General features: G+C 59.6%; 22 protein-coding genes. 13 read left to right on the top strand and 9 right to left on the bottom strand.

Translation table 11 applies throughout. The features are described 5' to 3' along the window. Positions 1-13: 13 nt before the first annotated feature. On the bottom strand, positions 14-751 hold the full coding sequence (locus ACF8YQ_RS16360; protein WP_396622016.1) for a glutathione S-transferase family protein: 738 nt from the start codon (positions 749-751) through the stop codon (positions 14-16). Positions 752-860: 109 nt separating this feature from the next. Here ACF8YQ_RS16360 and ACF8YQ_RS16355 point away from each other — a divergent pair, with 109 nt between their 5' ends. Next, complete coding sequence (locus ACF8YQ_RS16355) at positions 861-1,298, top strand: META domain-containing protein (protein ID WP_226595997.1); 438 nt, start codon at positions 861-863, stop codon at positions 1,296-1,298. Between the two features lie 129 nt (positions 1,299-1,427). Next, positions 1,428-2,405 carry an META domain-containing protein gene (locus ACF8YQ_RS16350; protein WP_396622015.1) on the top strand — a complete coding sequence of 326 codons (978 nt, stop codon included), beginning with the start codon at positions 1,428-1,430 and terminating at the stop codon, positions 2,403-2,405. On the opposite strand, the gene ACF8YQ_RS16345 is transcribed toward ACF8YQ_RS16350, so the two are convergent. Next, entirely contained in the window at positions 2,381-3,214 is an 834-nt protein-coding gene (locus tag ACF8YQ_RS16345) for a substrate-binding periplasmic protein (protein WP_396622014.1), read from the bottom strand. The two genes, ACF8YQ_RS16350 and ACF8YQ_RS16345, sit on opposite strands and share 25 nt — an antisense overlap. 144 nt (positions 3,215-3,358) lie before the next feature. Between ACF8YQ_RS16345 and ACF8YQ_RS16340 the strand changes: the two genes are divergently transcribed. The 11 genes from ACF8YQ_RS16340 to ACF8YQ_RS16290 all read left to right on the top strand — a co-directional run bounded on the left by ACF8YQ_RS16340 (position 3,359) and on the right by ACF8YQ_RS16290 (position 14,150). Then, on the top strand, positions 3,359-4,459 hold the full coding sequence (locus ACF8YQ_RS16340) for a M14 family zinc carboxypeptidase (RefSeq protein WP_396622013.1): 1,101 nt from the start codon (positions 3,359-3,361) through the stop codon (positions 4,457-4,459). Position 4,460: 1 nt separating this feature from the next. Next, on the top strand, positions 4,461-5,198 hold the full coding sequence (locus ACF8YQ_RS16335; RefSeq protein ID WP_396622012.1) for an alpha/beta fold hydrolase: 738 nt from the start codon (positions 4,461-4,463) through the stop codon (positions 5,196-5,198). 77 nt (positions 5,199-5,275) lie between these two features. Then, complete coding sequence (locus ACF8YQ_RS16330; RefSeq protein ID WP_219194098.1) at positions 5,276-5,893, top strand: glutathione S-transferase family protein; 618 nt, start codon at positions 5,276-5,278, stop codon at positions 5,891-5,893. Positions 5,894-6,002: 109 nt separating this feature from the next. Beyond that, positions 6,003-6,620: a DUF4202 domain-containing protein gene (locus ACF8YQ_RS16325; RefSeq protein WP_396622011.1), complete on the top strand. Its 618-nt coding sequence runs from the start codon at positions 6,003-6,005 to the stop codon at positions 6,618-6,620. Positions 6,621-6,690: 70 nt separating this feature from the next. Beyond that, entirely contained in the window at positions 6,691-7,395 is a 705-nt protein-coding gene (locus ACF8YQ_RS16320; RefSeq protein WP_396622010.1) for a response regulator transcription factor, read from the top strand. Next, positions 7,392-8,741 (top strand): histidine kinase sensor domain-containing protein, encoded by a 1,350-nt coding sequence (locus ACF8YQ_RS16315; RefSeq protein WP_396622009.1) that lies wholly within the window; start codon positions 7,392-7,394, stop codon positions 8,739-8,741. The genes ACF8YQ_RS16320 and ACF8YQ_RS16315 overlap by 4 nt, the downstream gene beginning before the upstream one ends. 87 nt (positions 8,742-8,828) lie before the next feature. Beyond that, positions 8,829-10,802: a TonB-dependent receptor domain-containing protein gene (locus ACF8YQ_RS16310; protein ID WP_396622008.1), complete on the top strand. Its 1,974-nt coding sequence runs from the start codon at positions 8,829-8,831 to the stop codon at positions 10,800-10,802. A gap of 8 nt (positions 10,803-10,810) precedes the next feature. Further along, entirely contained in the window at positions 10,811-11,959 is a 1,149-nt protein-coding gene (locus ACF8YQ_RS16305; RefSeq protein WP_396622007.1) for an iron ABC transporter substrate-binding protein, read from the top strand. Next, positions 11,956-13,053, top strand: coding sequence for a FecCD family ABC transporter permease (locus tag ACF8YQ_RS16300; protein ID WP_396622006.1), 1,098 nt, complete (start codon positions 11,956-11,958; stop codon positions 13,051-13,053). Before ACF8YQ_RS16305 ends, ACF8YQ_RS16300 begins: the two co-directional genes overlap by 4 nt. Then, positions 13,050-13,835 carry an ABC transporter ATP-binding protein gene (locus ACF8YQ_RS16295; RefSeq protein ID WP_396622005.1) on the top strand — a complete coding sequence of 262 codons (786 nt, stop codon included), beginning with the start codon at positions 13,050-13,052 and terminating at the stop codon, positions 13,833-13,835. Before ACF8YQ_RS16300 ends, ACF8YQ_RS16295 begins: the two co-directional genes overlap by 4 nt. 24 nt (positions 13,836-13,859) lie before the next feature. Continuing rightward, positions 13,860-14,150: a DUF2218 domain-containing protein gene (locus ACF8YQ_RS16290; protein WP_396622004.1), complete on the top strand. Its 291-nt coding sequence runs from the start codon at positions 13,860-13,862 to the stop codon at positions 14,148-14,150. Here ACF8YQ_RS16290 and ACF8YQ_RS16285 read toward each other — a convergent pair. From ACF8YQ_RS16285 to ACF8YQ_RS16255, 7 genes are all read right to left on the bottom strand, one after another. Beyond that, complete coding sequence (locus tag ACF8YQ_RS16285; protein WP_396622003.1) at positions 14,126-15,001, bottom strand: sugar phosphate isomerase/epimerase family protein; 876 nt, start codon at positions 14,999-15,001, stop codon at positions 14,126-14,128. The genes ACF8YQ_RS16290 and ACF8YQ_RS16285 overlap by 25 nt on opposite strands. Then, positions 14,998-16,008, bottom strand: a complete 1,011-nt coding sequence (locus ACF8YQ_RS16280; protein WP_396622002.1) for a DUF6005 family protein — start codon at positions 16,006-16,008, stop codon at positions 14,998-15,000. The genes ACF8YQ_RS16285 and ACF8YQ_RS16280 overlap by 4 nt, the downstream gene beginning before the upstream one ends. Next, complete coding sequence (locus ACF8YQ_RS16275) at positions 16,005-16,274, bottom strand: phosphopantetheine-binding protein (protein WP_396622001.1); 270 nt, start codon at positions 16,272-16,274, stop codon at positions 16,005-16,007. Before ACF8YQ_RS16275 ends, ACF8YQ_RS16280 begins: the two co-directional genes overlap by 4 nt. Next, positions 16,271-17,572 (bottom strand): AMP-binding protein, encoded by a 1,302-nt coding sequence (locus ACF8YQ_RS16270; protein WP_396622000.1) that lies wholly within the window; start codon positions 17,570-17,572, stop codon positions 16,271-16,273. Before ACF8YQ_RS16270 ends, ACF8YQ_RS16275 begins: the two co-directional genes overlap by 4 nt. Further along, positions 17,569-19,377, bottom strand: a complete 1,809-nt coding sequence (locus ACF8YQ_RS16265; RefSeq protein WP_396621999.1) for an IucA/IucC family protein — start codon at positions 19,375-19,377, stop codon at positions 17,569-17,571. Before ACF8YQ_RS16265 ends, ACF8YQ_RS16270 begins: the two co-directional genes overlap by 4 nt. A 25-nt stretch (positions 19,378-19,402) precedes the next feature. Then, positions 19,403-21,235, bottom strand: a complete 1,833-nt coding sequence (locus tag ACF8YQ_RS16260) for an IucA/IucC family siderophore biosynthesis protein (RefSeq protein ID WP_114433732.1) — start codon at positions 21,233-21,235, stop codon at positions 19,403-19,405. A gap of 81 nt (positions 21,236-21,316) precedes the next feature. Continuing rightward, positions 21,317-22,684, bottom strand: coding sequence for an MATE family efflux transporter (locus tag ACF8YQ_RS16255; protein WP_396621998.1), 1,368 nt, complete (start codon positions 22,682-22,684; stop codon positions 21,317-21,319). Between the last annotated feature and the right edge of the window lie 16 nt (positions 22,685-22,700).

Here is a 22,700-nt window from a genome sequence, read left to right as displayed (position 1 = left end):
CGCCTGGCCAGCATCACCGGTTCTGGCGATACACCGCGGCGATGGGATCGATTGTAGCCTGCCATTCGGATAGCCAGGCCTGCACAGGCTTCGGAACCCTGCCCGGCTTTGGCCATGGCACCGGGTACTCGGGCGGCTGGAACAACGGCGCCAGCAGTGAGCAGGCAGTGAGATCGGCGCGGGTAAACTGATCGCCTACCAGGAACGGACGTTGCTGATAGATCTCGGCCAGTTCTTTAACCAGAGCCTCGAGGGTTGCCTGTGAGGTATCGGCGGTTTTCTGGTTGATCTTCATCCACTTGCGCATGATCTCATCAACCCGGCTGAAGGCCAGGCTGAGCAGGATGCGATTATAGAACGGTGTGCCCGCTGCCAGCATGGGTACCACTACTTTCGGGCGTTGCAGAAAATAGTGGTACACCCAGGTGCGCAGAGCGGGGCCGGCCTGTTCGTCCAGCTTCTGTTCCCATTCAAGAACCCTGGCCTGAAGGTCTGGATCCGCCGGCAGCAAGGGCTTGTCTGGAAAGACCTTGTCGAGGTAATCCAGGATATGTCCGGAGCCCTGGATGATCTGTCCGTCGTGTTCGAGTACCGGTACAGCCGACTCGGCCCCGGTCAGTTTGCTAATGGTGTTTATATGCTGGCCCGGGAGCAGGTTGACGGTCTGATAGTTGATGCCTTTGTAGTCCAGGGCCCAACGCGCCTTTTCGCAGTAGTGCGAAATGCAGAACTGATAGTTTTTGATCGCCATGGTATTGCTCCGGATGTCTGGTAACTCAAGATTAACCTTTCTGTATGCGAATTCCCAAGACGGCGGGCGTAGAATGCAATGGTTATCTCACTATCTATCAGGGGGTTATATGAGTCTTGCAAAGAATGTCATGGCGATGTTGCTGATTACCGGGTCGCTCTGGGGCTGCTCCCTCAATGCCGAGAAAGAGGGTGGAAAGCCCGGGTCGCTGGCCGGTAGCCAGTGGTTGGTGGAAGAGATTGATGGTGAGCCGGTACTCGAGGGTAGTGAGGTTACCATCGGGTTCACCGATGAAGGGCGGGTGTTTGGCTCATCGTCCTGTAACCGATACAACGGAGGCTGGCATGTTCAGGGCAAAGAGCTGGTGTTTTCCCAGATGGCCGCGACGCGAATGGCCTGCCCTGAAACCCTGATGCAGCAGGAAAACCGGTTTTTGAAACTGTTGGGCGATGTTCACGGGTATCAGTTTGCCGCTGACGGCCGGCTGGTGCTTGAGACCGGCCAGGGCGTTACCATCCTGGCTTCGCCAGCGGCTACGCAGGAGTAGTTAAGAGCGTCTTGGCAATGACGTGCTACAGGCAGGTTTCTGACTCAGTGCTTTGCGTCGATCGTGGTGAATCCAGGATGGAATCTCTACAATGGCGACTTGTAGTCTGGAACAACAGAGGATGTGTTCATGTTTTTGCGACAAGGTGTATCGCTGTCTGTCGTGGTTCTTGCCGGCGCCCTGATCAGTGCCTGTGCCTCCAGCCCGACGAAAACGGGCTTGTCGGAGTTTGGCCGTTACCAGTGTGGCCAGCTGAACGTTACGGTCACCAGCTCCGGTGACGACGAACTGGTAGGGCTGGAATACCTGAATCGCCGGGTTCTGCTCAAGCCGGCCGAGAGCGCCTCCGGCGCCTTGTTTGTCGCGCCCGGCGACCCGGATACCCGGTTCTGGAGCAAGGGGGAGCGGGCAACGCTGAGCGTGCGTGGCGAGACGCTTCCCGAGTGCCTGGAGCCGGGTGCCATTGAATCCTCGTTTCGTGGGATAGGCACGGAACCGTTCTGGTCTGTTGTTATCGAGAATGGCCAGATGCGGCTGACCCGTCCTTACGACCAGCAAGTTACCGAAGATATCCGCCTGAACGAGATTCTTGCCAATCGCCACGGTCGCGCCTATGAAGCCACGCTGGGTGACGAGCGGACGGAGGTGCGGATCGCTCATCAGTTGTGTGAAGACCAGATGGCCGGCGCTCAGTATCCGGCTCAGGTTCGTTTGACACTCGGCGATGAGACATTTGAGGGTTGTGGCGGGGATCGTCAGCGGCTGTTCCGGGGTGCCGAATGGGTGGTGGAAGACCTTGCCGGTGCCGGCATTATTGACCGCTCCAGAATGACCCTGAGGTTTCTGGCGGACAACCGGGTAGCTGGCCGGGCTTCCTGTAATCGCTATACGGGAAGTTACAACCTGACGGGAGAAGGGTTGTCCTTCAGTCTTCAGGCCACCACCATGATGGCCTGTGCGCCGGCATTGATGAATCAGGAAAGGCGTTTCCTGGAGCTGCTGGAAGAGGTAACGGATGGCCGGATCGGCCGGCATGGTGAATTGCTGCTGCAAACACCCGCTGGCAATACCATCAAGGCTTTTCAATCCGAGGTGGAAAGCCCGTAGGACGCCTTGATCATGTCCAGGCGGCCAGTTTCAGCCAGCCTGGCCAGACCCGCATCCAGCAGTCTGGCCAGTTCCCCCGACCTTGGATTCCCGGCCGAGAAGGCAATGTAGACGGGGGCCTGGTGGGCGATCCCGGCCAGTCTTGGAGGTGGATATCCGGAATGCTCCCGCAAAAACCAGCTCATGACCGCCTGGTCTTCGGCGAAGGTATCTGTGCGTTCCTGTGCCAGTAGTCTGAGGGCTCGCCCGAGGGGCGCTGCTCCGGAGATGACCCACACTCGTTCGGGATCATCGGTATAGTCTGCAATATAACGATCCAGCTCCGGAGAGTAGGAGTAACCGTTGATCACCAGCAGGGTTTTTCCGTTAAGCGAGTCCAGTCCCCGGTATTGCCATTGGCTCTCCGGGTGCGTGTACAAGCCGATACGGGCAGTGCCCATGGGGCGCTCCGGAAAGACAAAGTCCGGGGCGTCGCCTTTCAGGGCGCCGATAACGCCATCAATCCGGTTCTCCCGGGCCAGGCTCAGGGAACGGGCCCAGCCATAGTTTCTGTACTCAACGTCAAAGCCCGATGCGGCAAAAATCTCCCGCGCAATATCCACCATATAACCTTCCTCCGGCGCACCAGCCCGGCAGTTATGGGGGCACCAGGGGTCGGCGGCGAGAATGATCCGGTGTTGATCAGGATGGGGGGCAGGTTGCTGGCGCGTGGCGCTTTCCGTGGCTTCATGCCGTCCTGGTTCTGTAGCCTCATCGGGTGAGCAGGCGGCCATCAACAGGGCCAGGATGAGCAACGGGAATCTGGGCATGAGCGGACTGGGTCACGGTAATCTGCGAATGTGCATTTTCATAGTATACCCTTGCATACTATTTGCAATAACAGGTTCGACACTGTCAACGGACTGAAGCATTTCTGGCGCACACTGTCAGCAGCCGTTGCCAGAGAGCCTGAAATGACCGAACTGAAAGCATTGACGCCCCACGCGGTGATACCAGCGGAGCAAGCCCGCCGGGACAAAGGCCAGAAACGAAGGCTTCGCTCTTTCCTGCCGGAGCTGATCCAGCTCGAGCGGCTGCTGGCGGAGGCGCCGGAAGGTGTCTCCAGTTCGGTACTGTCCCGGGTGAATGTTCGCGACCTTGAACTGCCGGTCTATCGGGTCGACCTGGGCACCGACCGCAAGGATGTGCCCGTTGTTATGCTGATTGGCGGAGTTCATGGGCTTGAGCGTATCGGCACGCAGGTGGTGATGGCGTGGCTGTCTTCTTTTCTGGCCCGCCTGGCCTGGGATGACAGCGTACAGGCGCTTCTGGAGCGGGTGCACATCACGCTTCTGCCCATGCTGAACCCGGGCGGCATGTACCTGAACCAGCGCAGCAATCCGAACGGGGTTGATCTGATGCGTAATGCGCCGATCACGGCCCAGGATCGCAGTGCCTTCCTGCTGGGAGGGCAGCGGCTTTCACCACGCTTGCCCTGGTATACCGGTGATCCCGAACAGGGGATGGAAGCCGAGAACCTGGCCCTCGAGTCGGTGATCCGGGAACTGCTCCCGGGCCGTCCATTCAGTCTGGCGCTGGATTGTCACTCCGGGTTTGGCTGGCAGGATCAGATCTGGTTTCCCTACGCCTATCGCCGTCGGCCCATGCGCCGTATTGGCTCGGTCATGGCGCTCAAGCTGATCTGGGAACAGGCCTACCCCAATCACACGTACCGGTTTGAGCCGCAATCTGCCCACTATCTGACCCATGGTGATCTATGGGACTACTTTTACAAACAGGTTAACCGAACCAGCGACGGTGTTTTTCTGCCGCTCACCCTGGAAATGGGATCCTGGCGCTGGATTCGTAAACGCCCGCGTCAGCTGTTTCGGCTGGAAGGCTTCTTCAACCCACTGGTTCCGCACCGACACCAAAGGGTGTTGCGCAGTCACATGCCGTGGATTGATTTCCTGTTGAACGCCGCTGCCAGTCATGAGAACTGGTTGCCGGGGGCGGATGAAGAGTCCATGCTGAGGGAAGCTGCCATTATGCACTGGTACAGGGATAGCCGATGACATGCACTGGATCCTTCTGAGAGGCCTTACCCGGGAGCAGGGCCATTGGGGCGATTTCCCGGCACAGCTTCGCTCGGCCTTTCCGGAACACCGGTTCCACACCATTGATCTGCCGGGTACCGGCACACTGTTCCGCGAGGATTCTCCTGACACTATCCCTGAGATTCGCAGGCGCGTCTGTGAGCAGGTCAATCATATACCCAGGCCGTTCAGCCTGTTGGCGCTGTCCATGGGCGGTATGGTGGCCCTTGACTGGGCCCAGCATGCCGAACCCGGGGAGCTCCAGCACCTGGTTCTGGTCAACACCAGTTCCGGTTTCAGCCCGTTCTGGAAGCGCATGCGCCCGCTGGCCTGGCCGCGCGTGACTCAGCTACTGGCCCGTCGAGAGCTGTTTCACCGGGAGCGGGATATTCTGCGCCTGACGTCCAATCGAGAGATTCCACTGTCTTTGTGCAAAGCCTGGTACAGCATCCAGCGCCAGCGCCCGGTCAACTATCGTACGGCGTACAATCAGTTGCGGGCGGCAGTCGGGTTTCGGCCTTTGCCGCAGCGGCCCATGGCAGACGCTCTGCTGCTGGCGAGCAAGGGTGACCGTATTGTGCACTGGCATTGCAGCGCCGAGCTGGAACGGCGTTGGTGCTGGACGCTTCGGCTGCATCCGGATGCCGGGCACGACTTGCCGCTGGATGAACCCGGATGGATCATCCAGCAGATGGAACATTGGTTGCCTGGTCAATAGCGGTTGCTTGACGCAACTGTTTTTTGCGGTCACGCTCATTGGCGTCAATTCAACGAGTGAACGGAGCCAATAACAAGATGAAACTCTTCGAAACCCGAACCGCCCCCAATCCGCGTCGAGTGCGCATGTTCCTGGCCGAGAAAGGCTTGCTGGACCAGGTTGAACTGGTGCAGGTGGATATTGAAAAAGGGGAGAACCTGAGCCCGGACTTTGTTGCCCGCAACCCGATGAAGAAAGTGCCGGTGCTGGAACTGGATGACGCCACCTGCATTGCCGAAACCATGGCCATCTGCCGCTATTTTGAGGAAAGCTATCCGGACACGCCCAGTCTGTTGGGTGAATCACCGCTGGAGAAAGCCCAGGTGGAGCAGTGGCTACGCTGGATCGAATTCTATTTCATGATGCCCACCGGCATGTGCTTTCAGCACACCACCGGCTATTTCAAGGACCGGATGAACCCCATCAAGGAGTGGGGGGAGGAGTGCGGCCAGGGCGTCGAGAAATTCATGCATTTCCTGAACAAGCAGCTCGAGGGCAAGGAATACCTGTGCTGTGACCGGTTCACCGCCGCCGACATCAACGCTTTCACCACTGTGGCCTTTGCCCGGGTGGTCAATATCCGTATCAAGCCGGAACAGGAACACCTGCAGGCCTGGTTCGACCGGATCAAGGCGCGGCCTTCGGCGCAGGTCTGAAGTTTGCCGGTGACCTGTAGTCCGGCTGGCTGATAGTATCGCTTGATGGAACGGCGCGCCCTGTTCACACGGGGGCGCCAGGAGCGAGCCGTGCGACTTGAAGGATTGAATGATGAGCAACAGTGCCAATCTGGAATGTGCGATCAATGCCATCGACCAGGCAAACCAGCAGGATCCCAACTGTGAGGAAATAGATGGTGAATCCCTTCCCAGGGAATACGCCTACAGCCTGCACATGACCCGCTGGCTGTTTGAACTGGAGCCGGAACCTTCCGAGCGCATGCAGATCGCCTGCCGGGCCCAACATATCGAGCGCTGGACCATGCCCCGGAGTGACTATGGTGAGGGCCGCAAGAATTACTATCAATGGCGTCAGGCCTGCGGCCGCATGCATGGTCGCCGGGCAGCGGAGATCATGGCGGCTTGCGGTTACCCGAAAGCGGAGTGCGAACGGGTCGAAACCATTCTGACCAAGCGTAAATTGCGGGAAGACGAGGACACCCAGTTGCTGGAAGATGTGGCGTGTATGGTGTTTCTGGAGCGCTATTTTGCGCAATTCTTTGAAGACAACCCGGATTACGACAAAGAAAAATGGCTGCGCATTGTGCGCCGGACCTGGGGAAAAATGACACCCCGTGGCCACAGTGCGGCTCTGAAGCTGGCCGAGGGCATGCCCGCTCACCTGTTGGCTTTGCTTCAGGAGGCGCTTGCCGCACCTGCTGAGTGAATCCTGCACTTGAGCTACCGTCATCCGTTGCATATGATATGCATTATCATTTGGCGATGGATGGCAAGCTATGGCGACACTGGCCGACCGAAATCCGAAAATCCTGATTGTCGAAGACGATCAGTCCCTCAGTGATCAGCTGTCCGGATTACTGGCGTCCCGGGGCTATCAGGTGGTACAGCGTTATGAGGGGGATAAGGCACTGATCACCGCCATGGGGCAGCGGCTGGACCTGATTCTTCTGGATGTGCTGCTGCCGAGCATGAACGGCTTCGAATTCCTGGAGAAGCTCCGTAAAACCCGCCAGACCCCGGTCATGATGCTGACAGCCTGTGGTGCCGAGCAAGAGCGCATTATGGGGTATCAGCAGGGGGCCGATGACTATGTGCCAAAACCTTTCAGTTTCACCGAATTGCTGTTGCGAATTGAGGCGCTGCTGCGGCGCACACTGGGCGAAACCGATCAGCGCGCAGACCCTGCCACACTGGCTGCCGGTGAGTTAAAGCTTGATCGTCATGCCATGACCGTCAGCTTTCAGGGGAATCCGGTCTCGCTGACTCCCATCCAGTTTCGCCTGCTCTGGATTCTGGTGTTGCACCAGAGCGAACCATTGAGCAAACCCTATCTCTACCAGGTGGTACTGGAGAAGGAATTCAGTCGCTATGACCGAAGTCTGGACATGCACCTGAGCCGGGTACGTCGCAAGCTGATGGAAGCCGGCGTTGCCGGTGACCGATTGCAGACAGTGCATGGCAAGGGGTATTGCTTCCAGTGAATCGTCGTTTGTGGTGGAAGCTGTCAGGCACCCTGGCGCTGGGAACGCTGGTGTTGTTCTGGGTGATTTCCTTTCTGGGGACAACCACCGAACAGCAGATGAGTTTTATTGCCCGCAAGCATCAGGAGACCCTGAAATACTGGGGGCACACAGCAGAGCGTCTGTATCTGGCCGGTGACGAACAGGCCCTTGCCCGCTGGCTGGAGCAACTGCAACGGGACGAAAACACCTGGGCCGCGGTGGTTCAGTCTGAGATACGGCCGTTAGCCGGAAGTGAACTGTCGCCACAGTTTGAGGAGGGCTTTCGGCTTGGGCGCAACGTGGAATGGAAGATCCATCTGTATTTCACTGAAAACCCGATCATGGATCTTACCTTCGCCGATGGCCATACCCATTTCCTGATTACCCTGCCCCAGGGCATGCGGCCGGGCGCTTACCTGCCGGAGGCCCGGCTGTTCCTGAAAGCTGCCTTGCCACTGACGGTGCTGCTGGCATTGTGTCTGGTGATCTACCGGCACCTGATGAACCCCGTTCGCCAGCTGGAACTGGCAACCCGCCAGTTCAGCGAGGGCAATCTGGGAGCCCGGGCCCGGGCTCTGCTGGGTAACAGGAACGACGAGCTGACCGCGCTGGCAGAGACCTTTGACCAGATGGCTGAGCGGATCGGCGATCTGATCCAGTCCCAGCGCCGGTTGATCTCCGATCTCTCCCATGAGCTGCGAACGCCCCTGACCCGGATTGATATGGCCATCAGTTGCGTAGAGGAAGGGATTGATACCCAGCATTTCCTGCCCCGGATACGACGGGAGTGCGATCTGATGCGCGCCCTGGTGGAGGACACCCTGACTCTGGCCTGGCTGGAAAACGAGAAGCCGCAGCTGAACCAGGAGGATCTGGATCTGACCGATCTGGTGGATACTATTGTGGAGGATGTCCGTTATGAGTACCCGGAACATCAAATCAGGACCGTGCTCCCGGAACAGGCTGAGATTCGGGGCACCAGCCATCGGGCGTTGGCCCAGGCCATAGAAAATGTGGTCCGTAATGCCTGCAAGTATACGCCGGCCGGGGGCACGGTGATGATACGTCTGCAGCAGGAAGGTGGTGGATACCAGCTCTCGGTAGAGGACGACGGGCCGGGTGTTCCGGCCGAGCAACTGGAGGCGATCTTCCGGCCGTTTTTCCGTGCCACACGGATCCGGGAAAGTGTGCCGTCTGGCCATGGCCTGGGGTTAGCGCTGGCAAGCCGGCATCTGGATGCCATAGGGGGGCGAATCCGGGCCTGTAATCTTGCGGGGAACGGTGGTCTGGCGATGCATTTGTGGTTGCCTGCAGTCCGGATGTAACAAATGTAAAACTGGTTCACTTCGCGACACAAGTTATCGAGAATGCACTCCAAATACGAATCATTTGCATAATGGAGTGCGGTCGTGATGGCAAATTCCTCACCGATGAAACAACCCCGGCGCTTTCGTCGCAACACCCTCTGGCTGGCCCTGATGGCAGCACCTCTGGCTCATGCACAGCCGGTTTCCCTGGATCCTATTCAGGTAACCGCAGACCGTGAGGCGGACGCTGATACTGTGGTCGATGCAGAGACCATAGAGCGTTTCCAGGCGGACGATCTGGAAGACGTCTTTGCGGGCCAGCCAGACGTGAGCGTTGGTGGGTCCAACAGCATCGCCCAGAAAGTTTATGTCCGAGGCTTTGAAGACCCGCTTTTGAACGTATCCGTGGATGGTGCCACCCAGGCTGGGGCACTGTTCCATCACTCCGGTCGACTGTCGGTGGAGCCGGAGTTGCTCAAGCAGGTTGAAGTCAATGCCGGGGCTGGCCGGGCCACCGAAGGAGCAGGCGCCCTGGGCGGATCAATCCGCTTTGTTACCAAGGATCCGGACGATTTGTTGCGGCCAGGCGAAAGCGCCGGGGCCCTGGTTAAATTCGGCTCTTTCTCCAACACCGATGGCTACAAGGCCAGTGGCACGGCCTTTGGTCGGCTGAGTGATAACTGGAGCACTCTGGTGTCTGTCAGCCAGAGTGACCACGAGCCGTTCAAGGATGGCAGTGGCGACCGTATTGCCGGCAGTGATGCCCGTCAGCAGCTGGGGTTTGCGAAACTGGTGGGCCAGTTGCCGGCCGATCAGACTATCAAGCTCAGTCATGAAGTACGTACCGATGAGGGGGAACGGCCCCAGCGTCCACAATGGGTTGTCAGTAGTTTCAATCGCCTTTACGAACTGGATGGCCGACGGGACACCACTACCCTCAACTACGGATACGCTCCTGCAGGCAATGCCCTGGTGGATCTTGAGGCAACCGTTTACCACACCGAGTCTGACATCGAACAGAACGTTGAGGATCGCTGGGGCCGTTACTTCGGGTTTAGCCGGAACATCGGCGGCGACCTTCGTAATACCAGTCGTTTTGGCGAGCACAGCCTGACCTACGGTGTTGATTATCGTGAGGACAAGGTGAACGCCGGTTATCAGGAGGACAAGCGGGCCGAACAACAGACTGGTGAAGTGCTGGGTGTGTACCTGCAGGGCGATCTATGGCTCACCAGCCGTCTGCTGTTCAGTGCCGGCGCCCGTTATGACGACTACCGGCTCAAGGACAACGATGATCAGCGCTTCAGTGAAGACGAGGTCAGCCCGAATGCCAACCTGGCCTGGGAGGTGGTGGACGGTCTCACTCTGAAAGCTGGTTATGCCGAAGCCTTCCGGGGGCCAACCACTCAGGACGCCTTCAAGCTGGAAGGTTCTGAAAACGATCCGGATCTGAAAGGCGAAAAAGCCCGGAATACCGAGGTCGGTTTCGATTACCGCTACGACAACTTCCGACTTTCGGCCGAGGTGTACCGTTCTGAAATCAAGGACGCCATTGCTGATCCGTTACTGCCGTTCCGGGAATCCATCTACAAGAACATCGGTGATCTCGAGTCTGACGGCTACCTGATCTCGGCCGGTTACCAATGGCAGGCACTTTCCGCCGGACTGAGCTTCCACAGTAACGATGCCGAAGTGGATGGCCAGCCGTTGACGGTGTACGAGCACAATCTGCTGGGTAACACCATGGGAGATACCTGGATTGCCGACCTGGCGTACCGCTGGGATCGAAACCTGGAGTTTGGCTGGCAGGGCCGGTTTGTTGAGGGTATCGAAAATCTGGACACCTCGGTTGGCACCATCGACAAGCCCGGATACGGCGTGCACGACCTGTTTCTGCACTGGTTGCCCACCGGCAATGAGGATCTGCGCCTGAGCCTGACCATCAAGAACGTCGGCGACAAGCAGTACCTGGATCATGCCAGCAATGCCGATTACCAGCACATTGAGGAGTATGAGGGAATTGTTGGCATGCCGGAGCCGGGGCGGGACATCCGCGTAGGCCTGGCCATGCGGTTCTGAGGCCCGTGATGTTGCGTTACCAAATCACAGCCGCCCTGATGGGCGGCGTTTTCTGTTTACTGGCTGAGCTCTCCCTGGCGGCGGACACGGTTACCGATCTGGCGGGGCGGACGGTAAAGCTGCCGGACCGTGTCGAGCGAGTGATCCTGGGAGAGAGTCGCTACATTCCCGCGCTTGCCATACTGGAGGGAGAGCACCTGCCTGACCGTCTTGCGGGGCTGTTACCGGATTTCGAAATGACGGATCCGGGCGGCTATGCGCAGTATCTGAAAGCTTTCCCGTCACTGGCGGATATTCCCCGGGTAGGGCACACCTCGGCTGACAGTTTCAGTCTGGAAAGTGTGCTTGCCATGGGGGCCGACCTGGCCATCTTCAGTCTCGAGGGCCACGGTCCCGGTGCCCATAACCGGGCACTGATTGATAGCCTTCAGCGAGCGGGCGTGGCAGTGGTGTTTATCGATTTTCGGCAGGATCCTCTGGTCAATACACCCAGGAGCATGGCTGTTCTGGGCGAAGTTCTCGGGCGTCAGGATGAGGCCGAGGTCTTCAACCGGTTCTACCAGCAACAGCTTGCCCGGGTTACCGGCGTGGTGGCCGAGATTCCGCGAAGCGACTGGCCCAGCGTGTTCCTGCACAGTCGTCTGGGTCGGCATGACAACTGCTGTGAGACCATGGTGGAGGGGATGATGGGGCACTTCATCGAGGCTGCTGGCGGTAAGAATGTGGCGCAAGGCCGGGTTCCCGGAGTCAGTGGTGTGCTCAATCTGGAATATCTGATCAGTGAGCCGCCCCGGCGTTACGTAGCCACGGCCATTGGCTCCCGACGGTATCAGGCGTCCGAAACCGACCACGCATACGTGATGCTCGGGGCGGGTATTGATGAGCAGACGGCCAGGGCATCCCTTCTCCGGGCCACTGATCGTCCGGGGCTGCGAGCGGTAAAACCCATTCGAGAGGGGCGGGCCATGGCTATCTGGCACCACTTCTACAACACGCCCATGAACGTGGTGGCGGTCCAGGCTCTGGCCCGGTGGTTCCATCCGGCAGCGTTTGGTGAGCTGGATCCAGGTGCGACCCTGGCGGAATTCTACCGGCGATTCCAGCCAGTGCCGCTTGACGGAGTCTATTGGGTGACAGCCGGGGAGGCGCAGAAATGACGCCCGTGCAGTATAGGCAAGATGCGGGACTGAAATCGTCTGACACCAGGGCGTCCTCGCTGGCCGATGACTATCGGCGTTTTGTCTGGCGCCGGGTGTTATGCCTGGGAGGGTTGACCCTCGCGGCGTTGGCGGCACTGCTGGTGGACATTGCCAGCGGGCCGTCGATGTTGGGGTTGCTGGATGTGTTCAGAGGGCTACTCAACCCCGAGGGTATCGATGCAGGCACCCGCGTGATTATTGAGGATATCCGGCTGCCCTACGCGTTGATGGCGGTGGTGGTCGGCGCTTGCCTGGGCCTTGCCGGGGCGGAGATGCAGACGATACTGAATAATCCGCTGGCCAGCCCGTTTACCTTGGGCGTCGGTGCGGCAGCCACCCTGGGGGCGTCGCTGGTGATTGCTTTCAATATCTCGGTACTGGGGTTGGCGGCCCATGTATTGTTGCCTCTTTCCGCGTTTGTATTTGCCGCAGCTGCCTCGCTGCTGATCCTGGTACTGTCACGCACTCTGGGGGCCTCGGTGCATGCGGTGGTGCTGTTTGGTATTGCCCTGTTATTCGGCATCAACGCCGTGGTGGGCCTGATCCAGTTCATGGCCGACGCCGAGTCGGTTCAGCAGATTGTGTTCTGGACCATGGGTAGCCTGGCTCGGGCCAGTCTGGACAAAGTGGCCATTGTGGCCCTGGTGCTTGCGCTGTGCCTGCCGTTTTCCCTTCGCAATGCCTGGGCTATGACCCTGCTGCGCAGTGGTGAGGAGCAGGCCCGCAGTCTGGGCATCCGGGTGGAGCGCATGCGCCTGGTGGTGTTGATGCGGGTCAGTCTGTTGACGGCGGCGGCCATGTGTTTCGTTGGCGAAATCGGGTTTATCGGCCTGGTGGCGCCCCACATCGCCCGTTTGATGCTGGGTGAAGATCATCGCTTTCTGTTGCCGGGCAGCGCCCTGGCCGGGGCCGTTCTGCTGTCGTTGTCATCCATCGCCAGCAAGCTGCTGGTGCCGGGGGTGGTATTGCCGGTGGGGATTGTGACCGCCCTGGTAGGTATCCCGCTGTTCATTACCCTGATCATCGGCCGCAGCAGGAGGGCCGCATTGTGACCCTGAAGCTGCAATCCGTCACCGCCGGTTACCGGAATCGATCCGTGTTCACAGGGCTTACCCTGCCGGAGATACCCGCGGGCTCACTGGTGGCCGTGGTTGGCCCTAACGCCGTGGGCAAGTCCACGCTGCTGAAATCCATTGCTGGCCTGCTGCCGATTGCCGGCACCATGACCTTTGCCGGGGAGAATCTGGCGGCGATTACTGCCCACCAGCGCATTCGTCGTGTCGGCTACCTGCCCCAACCTCTGCCCCAGGCCATTCCCCTGGTGGCATACGAAACTGTGTTCAGCGCCTGCCGCTCCGCCCGCGGTGACTGGTCCCGGGAAGAAACCGAGCTGGCGATTGAAGAGGTTTTCGACACCCTGGGTATCCGGCAACTGGCGCTTCGGCGGCTATCGGAAATGTCTGGTGGTCAGCGCCAGATGGTGGGGCTGGCTCAGGTACTGGTACGTCAGACGCCATTGATGCTGCTGGATGAGCCCACCAGTGCCCTGGACTTGCACTGGCAGCTGAATGTGCTCAACGCGGTACGTGATGCCACCAGCCGGACCGGCGCCATTGCTCTGGTGGCCAGCCACGATCTCAATCTGGCCCTGCGCTATTGCGACCAGATTCTGGTACTGTCCCCGGGGGGCCAGGCCGTGCTGGGCACACCGGCACAGGTGCTGACGCCGAAACTGTTGGCCAAAACCTATGGTATCGAGGCCCGCATCGAGCGATGCTCCCGGGGACACCCCATTGTGCTGGCGGATCGTCCGCTGTCCGCCAGTGTTAATTGACCCATTGATGTCGAGGAAACTGCCATGCCAACCATGAACGCCCAAGTGGCCACCACCGATCCCGGTCGCCTGATCAATCGCCTGTGTAAACACTTTCGCCACAAGATTGAGGCTGAGTGGACCGCAACCGATGGCAGGCTGGCTTTCTCCATAGGTGAATGCTGGCTCGAAGCCGCAAACCGGGAGCTGCTGATGCGCTGCCAGTCACCCACCGGAACGGAGCTGGAGGAGTTGGGCCAGGTGGTGGCTTCCCACCTCATTCGCTTTGCCGGCGATGAGGTGGATGAGGTTCACTGGCAGACGGCCAGCGCCTGAGATTGCGCGTGGTTCTGGCGAACGTTTTGCCGCAACTGGTGAAGATCGCTGCATAGCACCCGGTAGCTGTCCGGGCCGAACCACTCCAGGGAAATGTCCAGTGGGGCCGGATGGGTTTGCGACTGATGCCAGCCGGCCAGGGTGTCCAGTAGCGGACGGTAGTCACAGGCACCGTCCAGCACGGGCACCATTCCCTGCCGGGAACCGGCCGGTGAGTAGACATTAGCCGGAGCAAATACGCCGAGCTGATCCCGATGACGGATATTCTTGAAGTGAAAATGTCTGACCCAGGGCGCCATTTGTTGCAACGCCAGCTTTGGGTCTGCTCCGGCTTCCCAGACATGCAAGGCGTCGAAGTTGATACCCAGGGCCGGGTGATCAACGTCGGTTAGCAACGTCAGCGTAGAGTCGACCGTATCGGCCAGGGTGCCGGGGTGTGTTTCCACCACCAGGGTCAGGCCTTCATCTGCGACGCAACGGGTCAGCGTCTGCAGACGTCGGGTCTGGGCCTGGCGCTGTCTCTGGTCGAGCTCGTCGCTGCCCTGATGGCCGGCAAACGTTCGCAGTTTGGGTGCCTGCCAGTGTCGGGCCAGCCGGCAGAGTTCGCGGGTGTAGTGGATGGCCTCCTGTTCACTACCGTCCAGCGGCAGATAGTCGCTGACCATGGGAATGGCCAGTCCCTGGCTTTTCAGCCAGCGGCCATCCAGTCCGGGCTGCTGTAACAGGTGCCGGGCATGCACACCCCAGAGTTCAATACCGTCAAAGCCGGTGGCGCCAGCCCAGGTGGCGAGTTCCGGTAACGACACCAACTGGTGGCGGAACGAGATGGTGCACAGGTGGAAGCGAATCATGGCAATACCTCCAGGGCGGACGTCCGGGTGTTGACCGTGAGGTCGGGGTGTTGCTGCTGCCATTCTGCAAACAGGCCCTGCAGGCTGTCCTTGATGGCGAACTCTCGCTGATCCTGCTCGTCCAGCAACTGCTCGACCCCGGACAGCAGGGCAGCGTTACCGGACATCACCAGTTTCAGCGCCCGGTACTGGATCTGGGTGTAAGTTTTCACCAGCCGGTCAATGTCCTCGCACAGCGCTTCGAACCACGGATCGCCCTCGGCGGTGCGGCCCTGATCCTCCAGCAGCCAGGCAAAGGCGTGCTCGTAGGCGTACTTGCGAATCGCCATTACTGGAATCTCCCTGAATGCCCGGGGCAGGTTTGCCAGTGGTTGCCTGGCGTCGGGACCGATATGGGCGTGCAGAATCTGCCGCAAGGCATCGGTAAACGGATTGGTCTCCGCTTTCATGCACTGGGCGAAATAAGCGGCTACCGTCTCCGCGGGCGTATGCCGGATGTCCAGGCCATCGAAACAGAAACCACCGGCAGCGGCCGGGGAACGCACCGAGTCCAGAATCCGGGCTTTGGGCAGCACGCCTTCCCAGCGAAAATCCGGGTCCGACATGAACCACTGCTCCGGGTCGTCCGTGGCTTCCAGCATCACGTAGTGGGGAAAAGGATTCTGGTGAAACTTGTTCTCCCGTTCCGGCAACCGGTAAAGGTCCAGCATGACCATGACCTGACGATTGGCAGGGCGCGTTTCCACCAGCTCAATCAGCCGGTCGATGTTGGCCTCTTTCGATTGCTGGTGGTTGTACCAGGGCTCAATGGTGACGCCGTACAGCAGCCGGTACCATTCGCGGAACTGGTCGTGGCGGGTATGGGGCGAGTGGTAGGACAGAACCTGGTCCTCACTGACCGAAAAGTCCGCATCCCAGACGCCGAAGTAGAAGGGGCGGTGGTCCACACCCGGTGTGCGTTTGATGATTTCGCAGACACAACTGACAAAACAGTGCACTTTGATCACAGGGAAACCTCCGGGTTGCCTGTGGCGACCAATAGCGCTTCCAGGTCTTCAACGGTCTCGAGCTGATGGGTCAGCAACGCTTCCTCCGGAACATGCAGGCCGTGCTCAAGTTCCAGGTGCACAATCAGTTGCAGCAGCATGATGGAATCAATCGCCAGGTCGGCGTTGAGGCGGGCCTTGGCCGAAAACACCGATAGCCGGGCGTCAGGTAGATGGTTTCGAATCACCGTTTTAATGGCGCTTCGGGTCGGGTTGGTTCTGCTCATGCCAGGACCTCCCGCTGACCCTTGTCAGCGAGGGATTCGCTTAACAGCCGGCGGCTGACCTTGCCGTTCGGGAGCCGGCTGATGCTTTCCACCTGTTCGATCAGTGACGGCACCTGGTGCGGTGACAGTTGGCCCCGGCTCCATTGCCGCAGCTGGTCGGTGTCTATTTCTGAGTCTGCTACAAAGCGCAGGCAAACCCGCTCACCGGCAAAGGTATCCGGTTGCTTGAAGGCCACCGCCTCTCGAATCCCGGGATAGCCAAGAAACACGTCTTCCACGGCCCCCGGATAGACGTTGATGCCGGCAACGTTGATGGTGTCATCGGAACGGGCCAGGAAATGCAGCTGACCCTGCTGGTCGAAATAGCCCAGATCCCTGCTGTGAATGCGCTGTCCGGTGGCTTTAACCGTGATCAGGATTTCATCCGGTTGCCCTGGGGAGCCCCCGGCCTGCACTGACACATGCGATAACGGCAGGCCGAGTTGGCCAGGCTCAGTCACGTCCGGGCTCAGCGCCACGCAGCCGGCTTCCGAACAGCCATATTGCTGGCAAACGCGCAGGCAGCGGTTTCGAAGCTGGTCCAGCACGGGGGCGGGCAGGGGCGCCCCGGACAGCATGACGCTGTGCAGTCTTTGGTTTTCGGGCAGCATCCGTATCAGCAAGCTGACCAGGGTCGGAGAGGCATAGAGCAGATGCTCGGGTACTGCGCGCAGCCTTGCAAGAATAGAACGTGGATTGAGATTGGTGATCACCTGGGGGGCAATCCCCCGCTGCAGGGCTGCCAGCACACCACAGATCAGACCGTAGGAGTGCGTCATCGGGCATGCGACCACCGGTATCAAGGTCATGGCCTCAGTGAACTGGGCAACATAGGCGGCCAGTTCCCGTTCTATGTCGTTCCAGGGCCGTGTGATGGTTTTGGGGTTGCCCGTGGTGCCGGAGCTGAGCTGAATCAGCTCACCGCCTTCGGCGCAGGCCGTCTTCGCTTTCTCGCGAATGACTTCGGGCGTGACTTCCTGGAGTTGCTCGCCAAACAGCAGGTAGGTGCAGCCCGTGCTCTCGGCCAGGGTTCGGGCCGCAGCATAGGGGGTGCCGGAATGAATGGGCAGCACACTGGCGCCAAGGGGTTTCAGCCAGAGGCACAGGGCCAGCCAGTGGGCGGTGTCCTGCAGGCAGACCGCAAATCGGCAACCGGCCGGCTCCTGAAATTCAGGGCGCTCCTCCAGGCACTGGACTATCTGGTCGCAGTCCGGTTGCGTGTAAGGCATGTTGTCGACATAGAACAAAGGTGCAGTCACGGTAACCTCTTGTGATGGTGATCAATGAAGGGCATCAGGGTGTCATTGGGGCCCGGGGCCAGGGGATTAGGCACCCGATGGCGGGGCTGCTCGATGTCTGGCTGAAGTTTGCTTCGCAGCAGCGACTCGGTGAGCGGGTTGGGTTGATCCCATCCCAGGCGATCCAGGCGGGACCTCTGCTCCGGGTGTTGTCGTGCATAGTTGGTCAGGATTGTCCGGACTCGATCCCAGAACCGCGCCTCGTTAAATCCGTAGGCCTCTTCCAGAACCAGCGCGAGCTCACTGAGATTGAAGATAAACAGGGTATCCATCACCAGCTCGCGCAGGGCTTCCGGGTTGCTCATGCGGTAATACTGGTTATCCGGTGCCTGATCGTAGAATGCCTGCCGGGGGCCGAAGTCCGGTTCGGGGGTAGTCTGAGGCAGATAGTCCCGGGCGTACTCGACGCTGTCGTGGAAATCCCGAAGCATCAGTGCTCTCGGCCAGCCGCTGCGCGCCACCAGAAGGCTGTTCTGGGCATGAGCCTCAAGACCGACGCCGTGGGCAGCGAGCATATGCCAGACTGGCAGAATGACAGCCTTGAGCGTGGCCTCAAGCCAGGGAACCAGACCATAGTGCTCCACCCAGGGGTGAATAAAGGGCATGCCGTCTGGCTGCCACTGGCACAGGGCATTTAAGGGGATGGCCTGCTCACCCTCATGAAGCCGGGAGCCGATGCTGGCGCGCCAGATGGCGGCCAGTTCCCCTGCAAGCCCCGAATTATCTGCTCCCTGCTCATCGCCCGCGGCAACGCCCAGGCTGGCGTATTCGGGCATCAGCCGTAGCGGGTAGGTGGTATCAAACAGTGGATCGCCGCCAACAATGGACTCGAGCCAACGACTGATGACAGGAGCCGATGGCACGGAATGGGGCTCCAGATGCCGGCGTGACGAGGTATTGTGAATACCCAAAGGCAGTTTTACGCAGGCTTTCGCTGGCCGGCTGGCATTGAATAGAGACCTGAGCGACTGCCCTGGATGGTAACGGTCTCCCAGAGGCCCCAGGCATTTGATGCCCAGTGCCTCAAGCCGGGCGGCCTCGGGACCCTGACTGAGTTTCTGCCAGTGCCATGGGTGGGTTGGCAGCGCGCCATATTGTTGCCAGTCAACGCCCGCCCGGTGGAATGCTGCCCGCAGCAGATAAGCCTGTTCCTGGCCCAGTTCTGATTGCCAGAAAGCCATGCCTGAAGACGGTAACTGGGAATCCAGATTGTGTCGGGGAACTGCCACCCAATGGAGTCTGAATCCGGTGCTGGTTTCCGGGCTATAGTGCACCAGATCATCGCCCTGGAATCCGAGTCGGCTCTTGAAACAGGGATGGTAGGGGTGGCCTTCGTGCAGGGCGCTGTCCAGAGCTTCGCCATGCAGGTTCCGGCGGTCTCCGGAATGCCGGGCCTTGCGCAGGGCGTCCAGCCGTTCACTGTTGCTGATCGTGGCCAGCAGCTCCGTTAACAGAGATTGCTGTTGTGAGTTCGTTGCCGGAAGCTGTGCAACCAGCGTGGTCAGCGAGAGCGACACCGGTTTCTGGTGCCGCTCCAGGGTCAGGGAACTGGTGTCCAGTCTCAGTCGGCCAAAGCCCCGAATGCGGGCTCTGCAACGTCCGTGCAGATTGCCAGCCTGGAAGCTCAGCCATTGCCATCCGGTGCGGTTGCAATCGCCCGGATGGTACGCAATCACCCCTTCAAACATCAGGGCTTCAAGCAGCTGCCGCAGCACCCGTTGGGCCGGTAACTCGCTCAGGGCGGTCACCGGTTGCAGTCCTGCCATGGGGGCTTTGGATAAGGCTCTCGGTTCAGGCAACACCATGGCTTACCTCGACTGCCGGGACGGCGGTGCTGCCTTTCGGTGTTGCCCGGGTATCGCCGCGGAGTGGGTTGGCAATACTGGTGTAGACTGCCATCTCCAGCTCTGCATTCAGCTCGTCAACATCGTTGACCCGGGTCAGCAGATTGCCTTTGTAGGGTAGACGGCTGTCTTCCAGTAACGACTTGACGAGCGCCTGTGCCGGGCCATGAAGCCGGCTGTGCTCGGCATGTAGAAAATGTCGGAATTGCTGGATCAACAGGGTTTCCGGTATCAGGTCGTCAATGCCAAAGCGGGCAATTACTGAAAACAGCTGATTTACGATCAGGTAGTAGCAGAACCTGTCGCGGATCATGGCGTCCCGGTAGAACAACTCCGGGGTTTCTTTAAGGTTGGTGCATTGCTCTGTGAGTGGCCCGCGCAAGCTCTCCGAGAGGTAGTAACCCTGATTGTCCCGGTAGTAGTAACAGCGTGGATAGCCCCCGCTGACATCCAGCAGACTGTTCTGCTGATGGGCTTCCAGGGCAATGCCGTGCTCATCATAAAGCCGCAGTGCCGGGCCAATCGCGCATGATAGATACTGCTGGAACCAGTCCCGGCTGACGGCTGTGAGGCTGCGGTTCTCGTTCAATGCCAGGCCCTCGATCAGATCCAGTAACCGGGAATTCCGGCCCGGCAGGGGATCCTGGGTCAGGGCGGCAATGCTGATCACCCCCTGGTCCTGCCCCGGCGGGAAAGGGTTGTTCCGGAAAATCACTTCAAAGCCGCTTTCGGTCAGCCCGGGTAGCATGACGGTCAGATAGGCCGGGTCCTGAAGGATCCGGAAGCCGGGCTCCGCCTCGCCAAAACCGGTTTGCCGGAGCAGCCGGGACATAACCACCCCCGCTTTCAGCTCGTGGGCCTTGTTGACCCGCAGCGAGTTGGTCACCTTGACTGGAATGGAGAACTTCAGCATCCATTCGGCTTGCTCGCAGTAGACAGTGCGTACCGATGACGTCGCGGAAAATTCCGGACCAAGCGCACCCAGGGGGTGAATCAACCCCTGGGCGATGGCGTCCAGCACCCCGGGTTGCGTCATCAACCACTGAGCCTGCAGAGGGTGGGCCGGAATCAGGGCATGGTTGTCCGGCAGGTTCAGGGAGGCTTGACTGTCTTGCAACAGAGATTCGGCCATGGCACTGGCTGGTAAAGGCCCATCAGAATCCTCCAGAACGCAATTCCGATGAACCAGAAAGTAGTGCAGCTGAAAGCGCCCGGTCAGCTCCGGCGCGTAGGCATGCTGCTGCCATTCCGACATCCCCTGGCGGCTCTTGGGGGTGGGATGGGCAGTGTGTCCGAACAACAGAGACTGTTCTGAATCGATAAACCGGTTGGCCAGAAGCCGCGAATCGTTGCGTCTGTGTTCGACGTAACGGACCATGACCCCGTAGCTGTCAGTGAGCCGATGCAGGAATTCCAGTTCCCGGAGTTTTCGGAGCTCGGGCACCATGCCGCCGGATAATGCATAGAGTTCACGGGCCAACAGACACATTGCCTGAAAAGGGTCGATGTCGGCCCAGCAATGACGACCGCTGAGCCACTGACGTACCTTGCCGTAGCGGTGTCGGCCCAGAGCGGAGCGGTAGAGAATGTCGATGGCCAGGCGGGAGCGCTGGCTGTTCAGAGTCAGTTCGCATACCCAGGGCCCCGAAAATCGGCCTGTCGGATCCTGGGTGCGCTGGCTGGCGGTCTGCCAGTCGCCGGGATCAACTTCCTGAAGGTAACCATGCAGGAAAGCCTGAAAACTTGCCTGTTCGGCAATTGCCCGGGCAGACGGTCCCATGTCGACGCTCCAAATTCCTGAATTTGGAGTAAATCTAAATGAGAATCTGTTGCATGTGAAATGGTTTTACATTTTTTACAATTAGCCGGGAGCGGTGATCACCCGCTGCGGCCGGAAGCGTAAAAACAGGGCTATTGCGAGGCCAAAGGTGAGCCATTCAGCCAGTGGCAGTGCCAGCAGTAGCGGCCATTCCGGCGCAAAGCGGGCAATGCCGACCAGCAGCAACGCGGGCAGCACCAGGCTTCTGGAAAAGGCGACAAGGGCTGAAGGCAGGGCTTTATGCATGGCCGTCAGATACACCGACAGCAGCACGTTGATGCCGTTAACCAGAAACAGCGGCCAAAGGATGGTCAGAAAACGGTCTGCCAGGGCTGCGGTGGCCGGGTCTGCCGTGGTGTCCAGAAACAGGCGGACCACCTGATTCCCAAACAGCCAGACCGTGACCACCAGCGCCAGTGCCAGGCTCAGAATGACGGTGGCCCCACAGCCCATAAAACGGCGTATACGTTCGGCATTGCCGGCCCCCAGGTTGTGGCTGATCAGCACGTGCATGGCGTCCGAAATACCATAGAACACCATCAGGCTGAGGAAGATCAGATAATTCACCACGGTAAAGGCGGCTACCCCCGCCACGCCCTGAGTGGTCATCAACAGCCAGTTGATCAGCAGCATAACCAGCCCCACCGAGAGCTCGTTGATCCACTCCGAAACGCCATTGGCGAACGCCCGCGGAATTTCCTGCCAGTGCTTTTGCTGAAGCTGGAAGTGAAGCTTGCGTTCCGGCTTGAGAAAATAACGGGCCAGCACCGCGAATTGCAGTACCTGGGCCAGGCCGGTGGCGATGGCGGCGCCGCGCAAACCGTAATCCAGATAGCCCACCAGCAGGGCGTCCAGCAGGATATTGGCGGCGGCTCCTGCGACCAGGGCGGCGGTTGCCAGCCCCGGGAAGCCGTCTACTCGCACGAAGTAGTACAACACCATGGTGACCAGCTGGGCCACCAGCACCCAGATGATCACCAGAAAATACTCGGACATCAGCGGGTAGATGTCGGGCGAAGCACCCAGCACACGATAGATCCCATCATGGAACAAAAAACCCACCAGTGCGCCGGTCAAAGCCAGGGCCAGAGTGGCCATCAGGCACTTGCTGAAGATGGCAGATGCGGCGTCGGTCCTGCCTTCGCCGAGATAGCGGCCAGCCCGAACTGTACCGCCAATGGCCAGGGCCAGCGCCATGCCGAATAGCAGGGTAAACCAGGGAATCAGCAGGTTCAGGGCCGCCAGGGCATCTGCGCCGGCGAAGTTGCCAATGAAGACGCCGTCAACGATATTGGCGGTGGTCAGTGCCAGCAACCCCGCCACTGATGGCAGGGCATAGCGGAAGAAAACCGGCCAGAAGGGGCCGGTCAGTATCGGGTTGTCGGAATCCTTGCCGGTCTCTGTGTCCATACTTGCCTCACCCGTT

It is taken from the genome of Marinobacter sp. W-8, from assembly GCF_044342215.1.
In the GTDB taxonomy this organism is placed as follows: Bacteria; Pseudomonadota; Gammaproteobacteria; order Pseudomonadales; family Oleiphilaceae; genus Marinobacter; species Marinobacter nauticus.
Note: the sequence above shows the minus strand (reverse complement) of the source record. Positions and strands in the feature narration are given on the sequence as shown.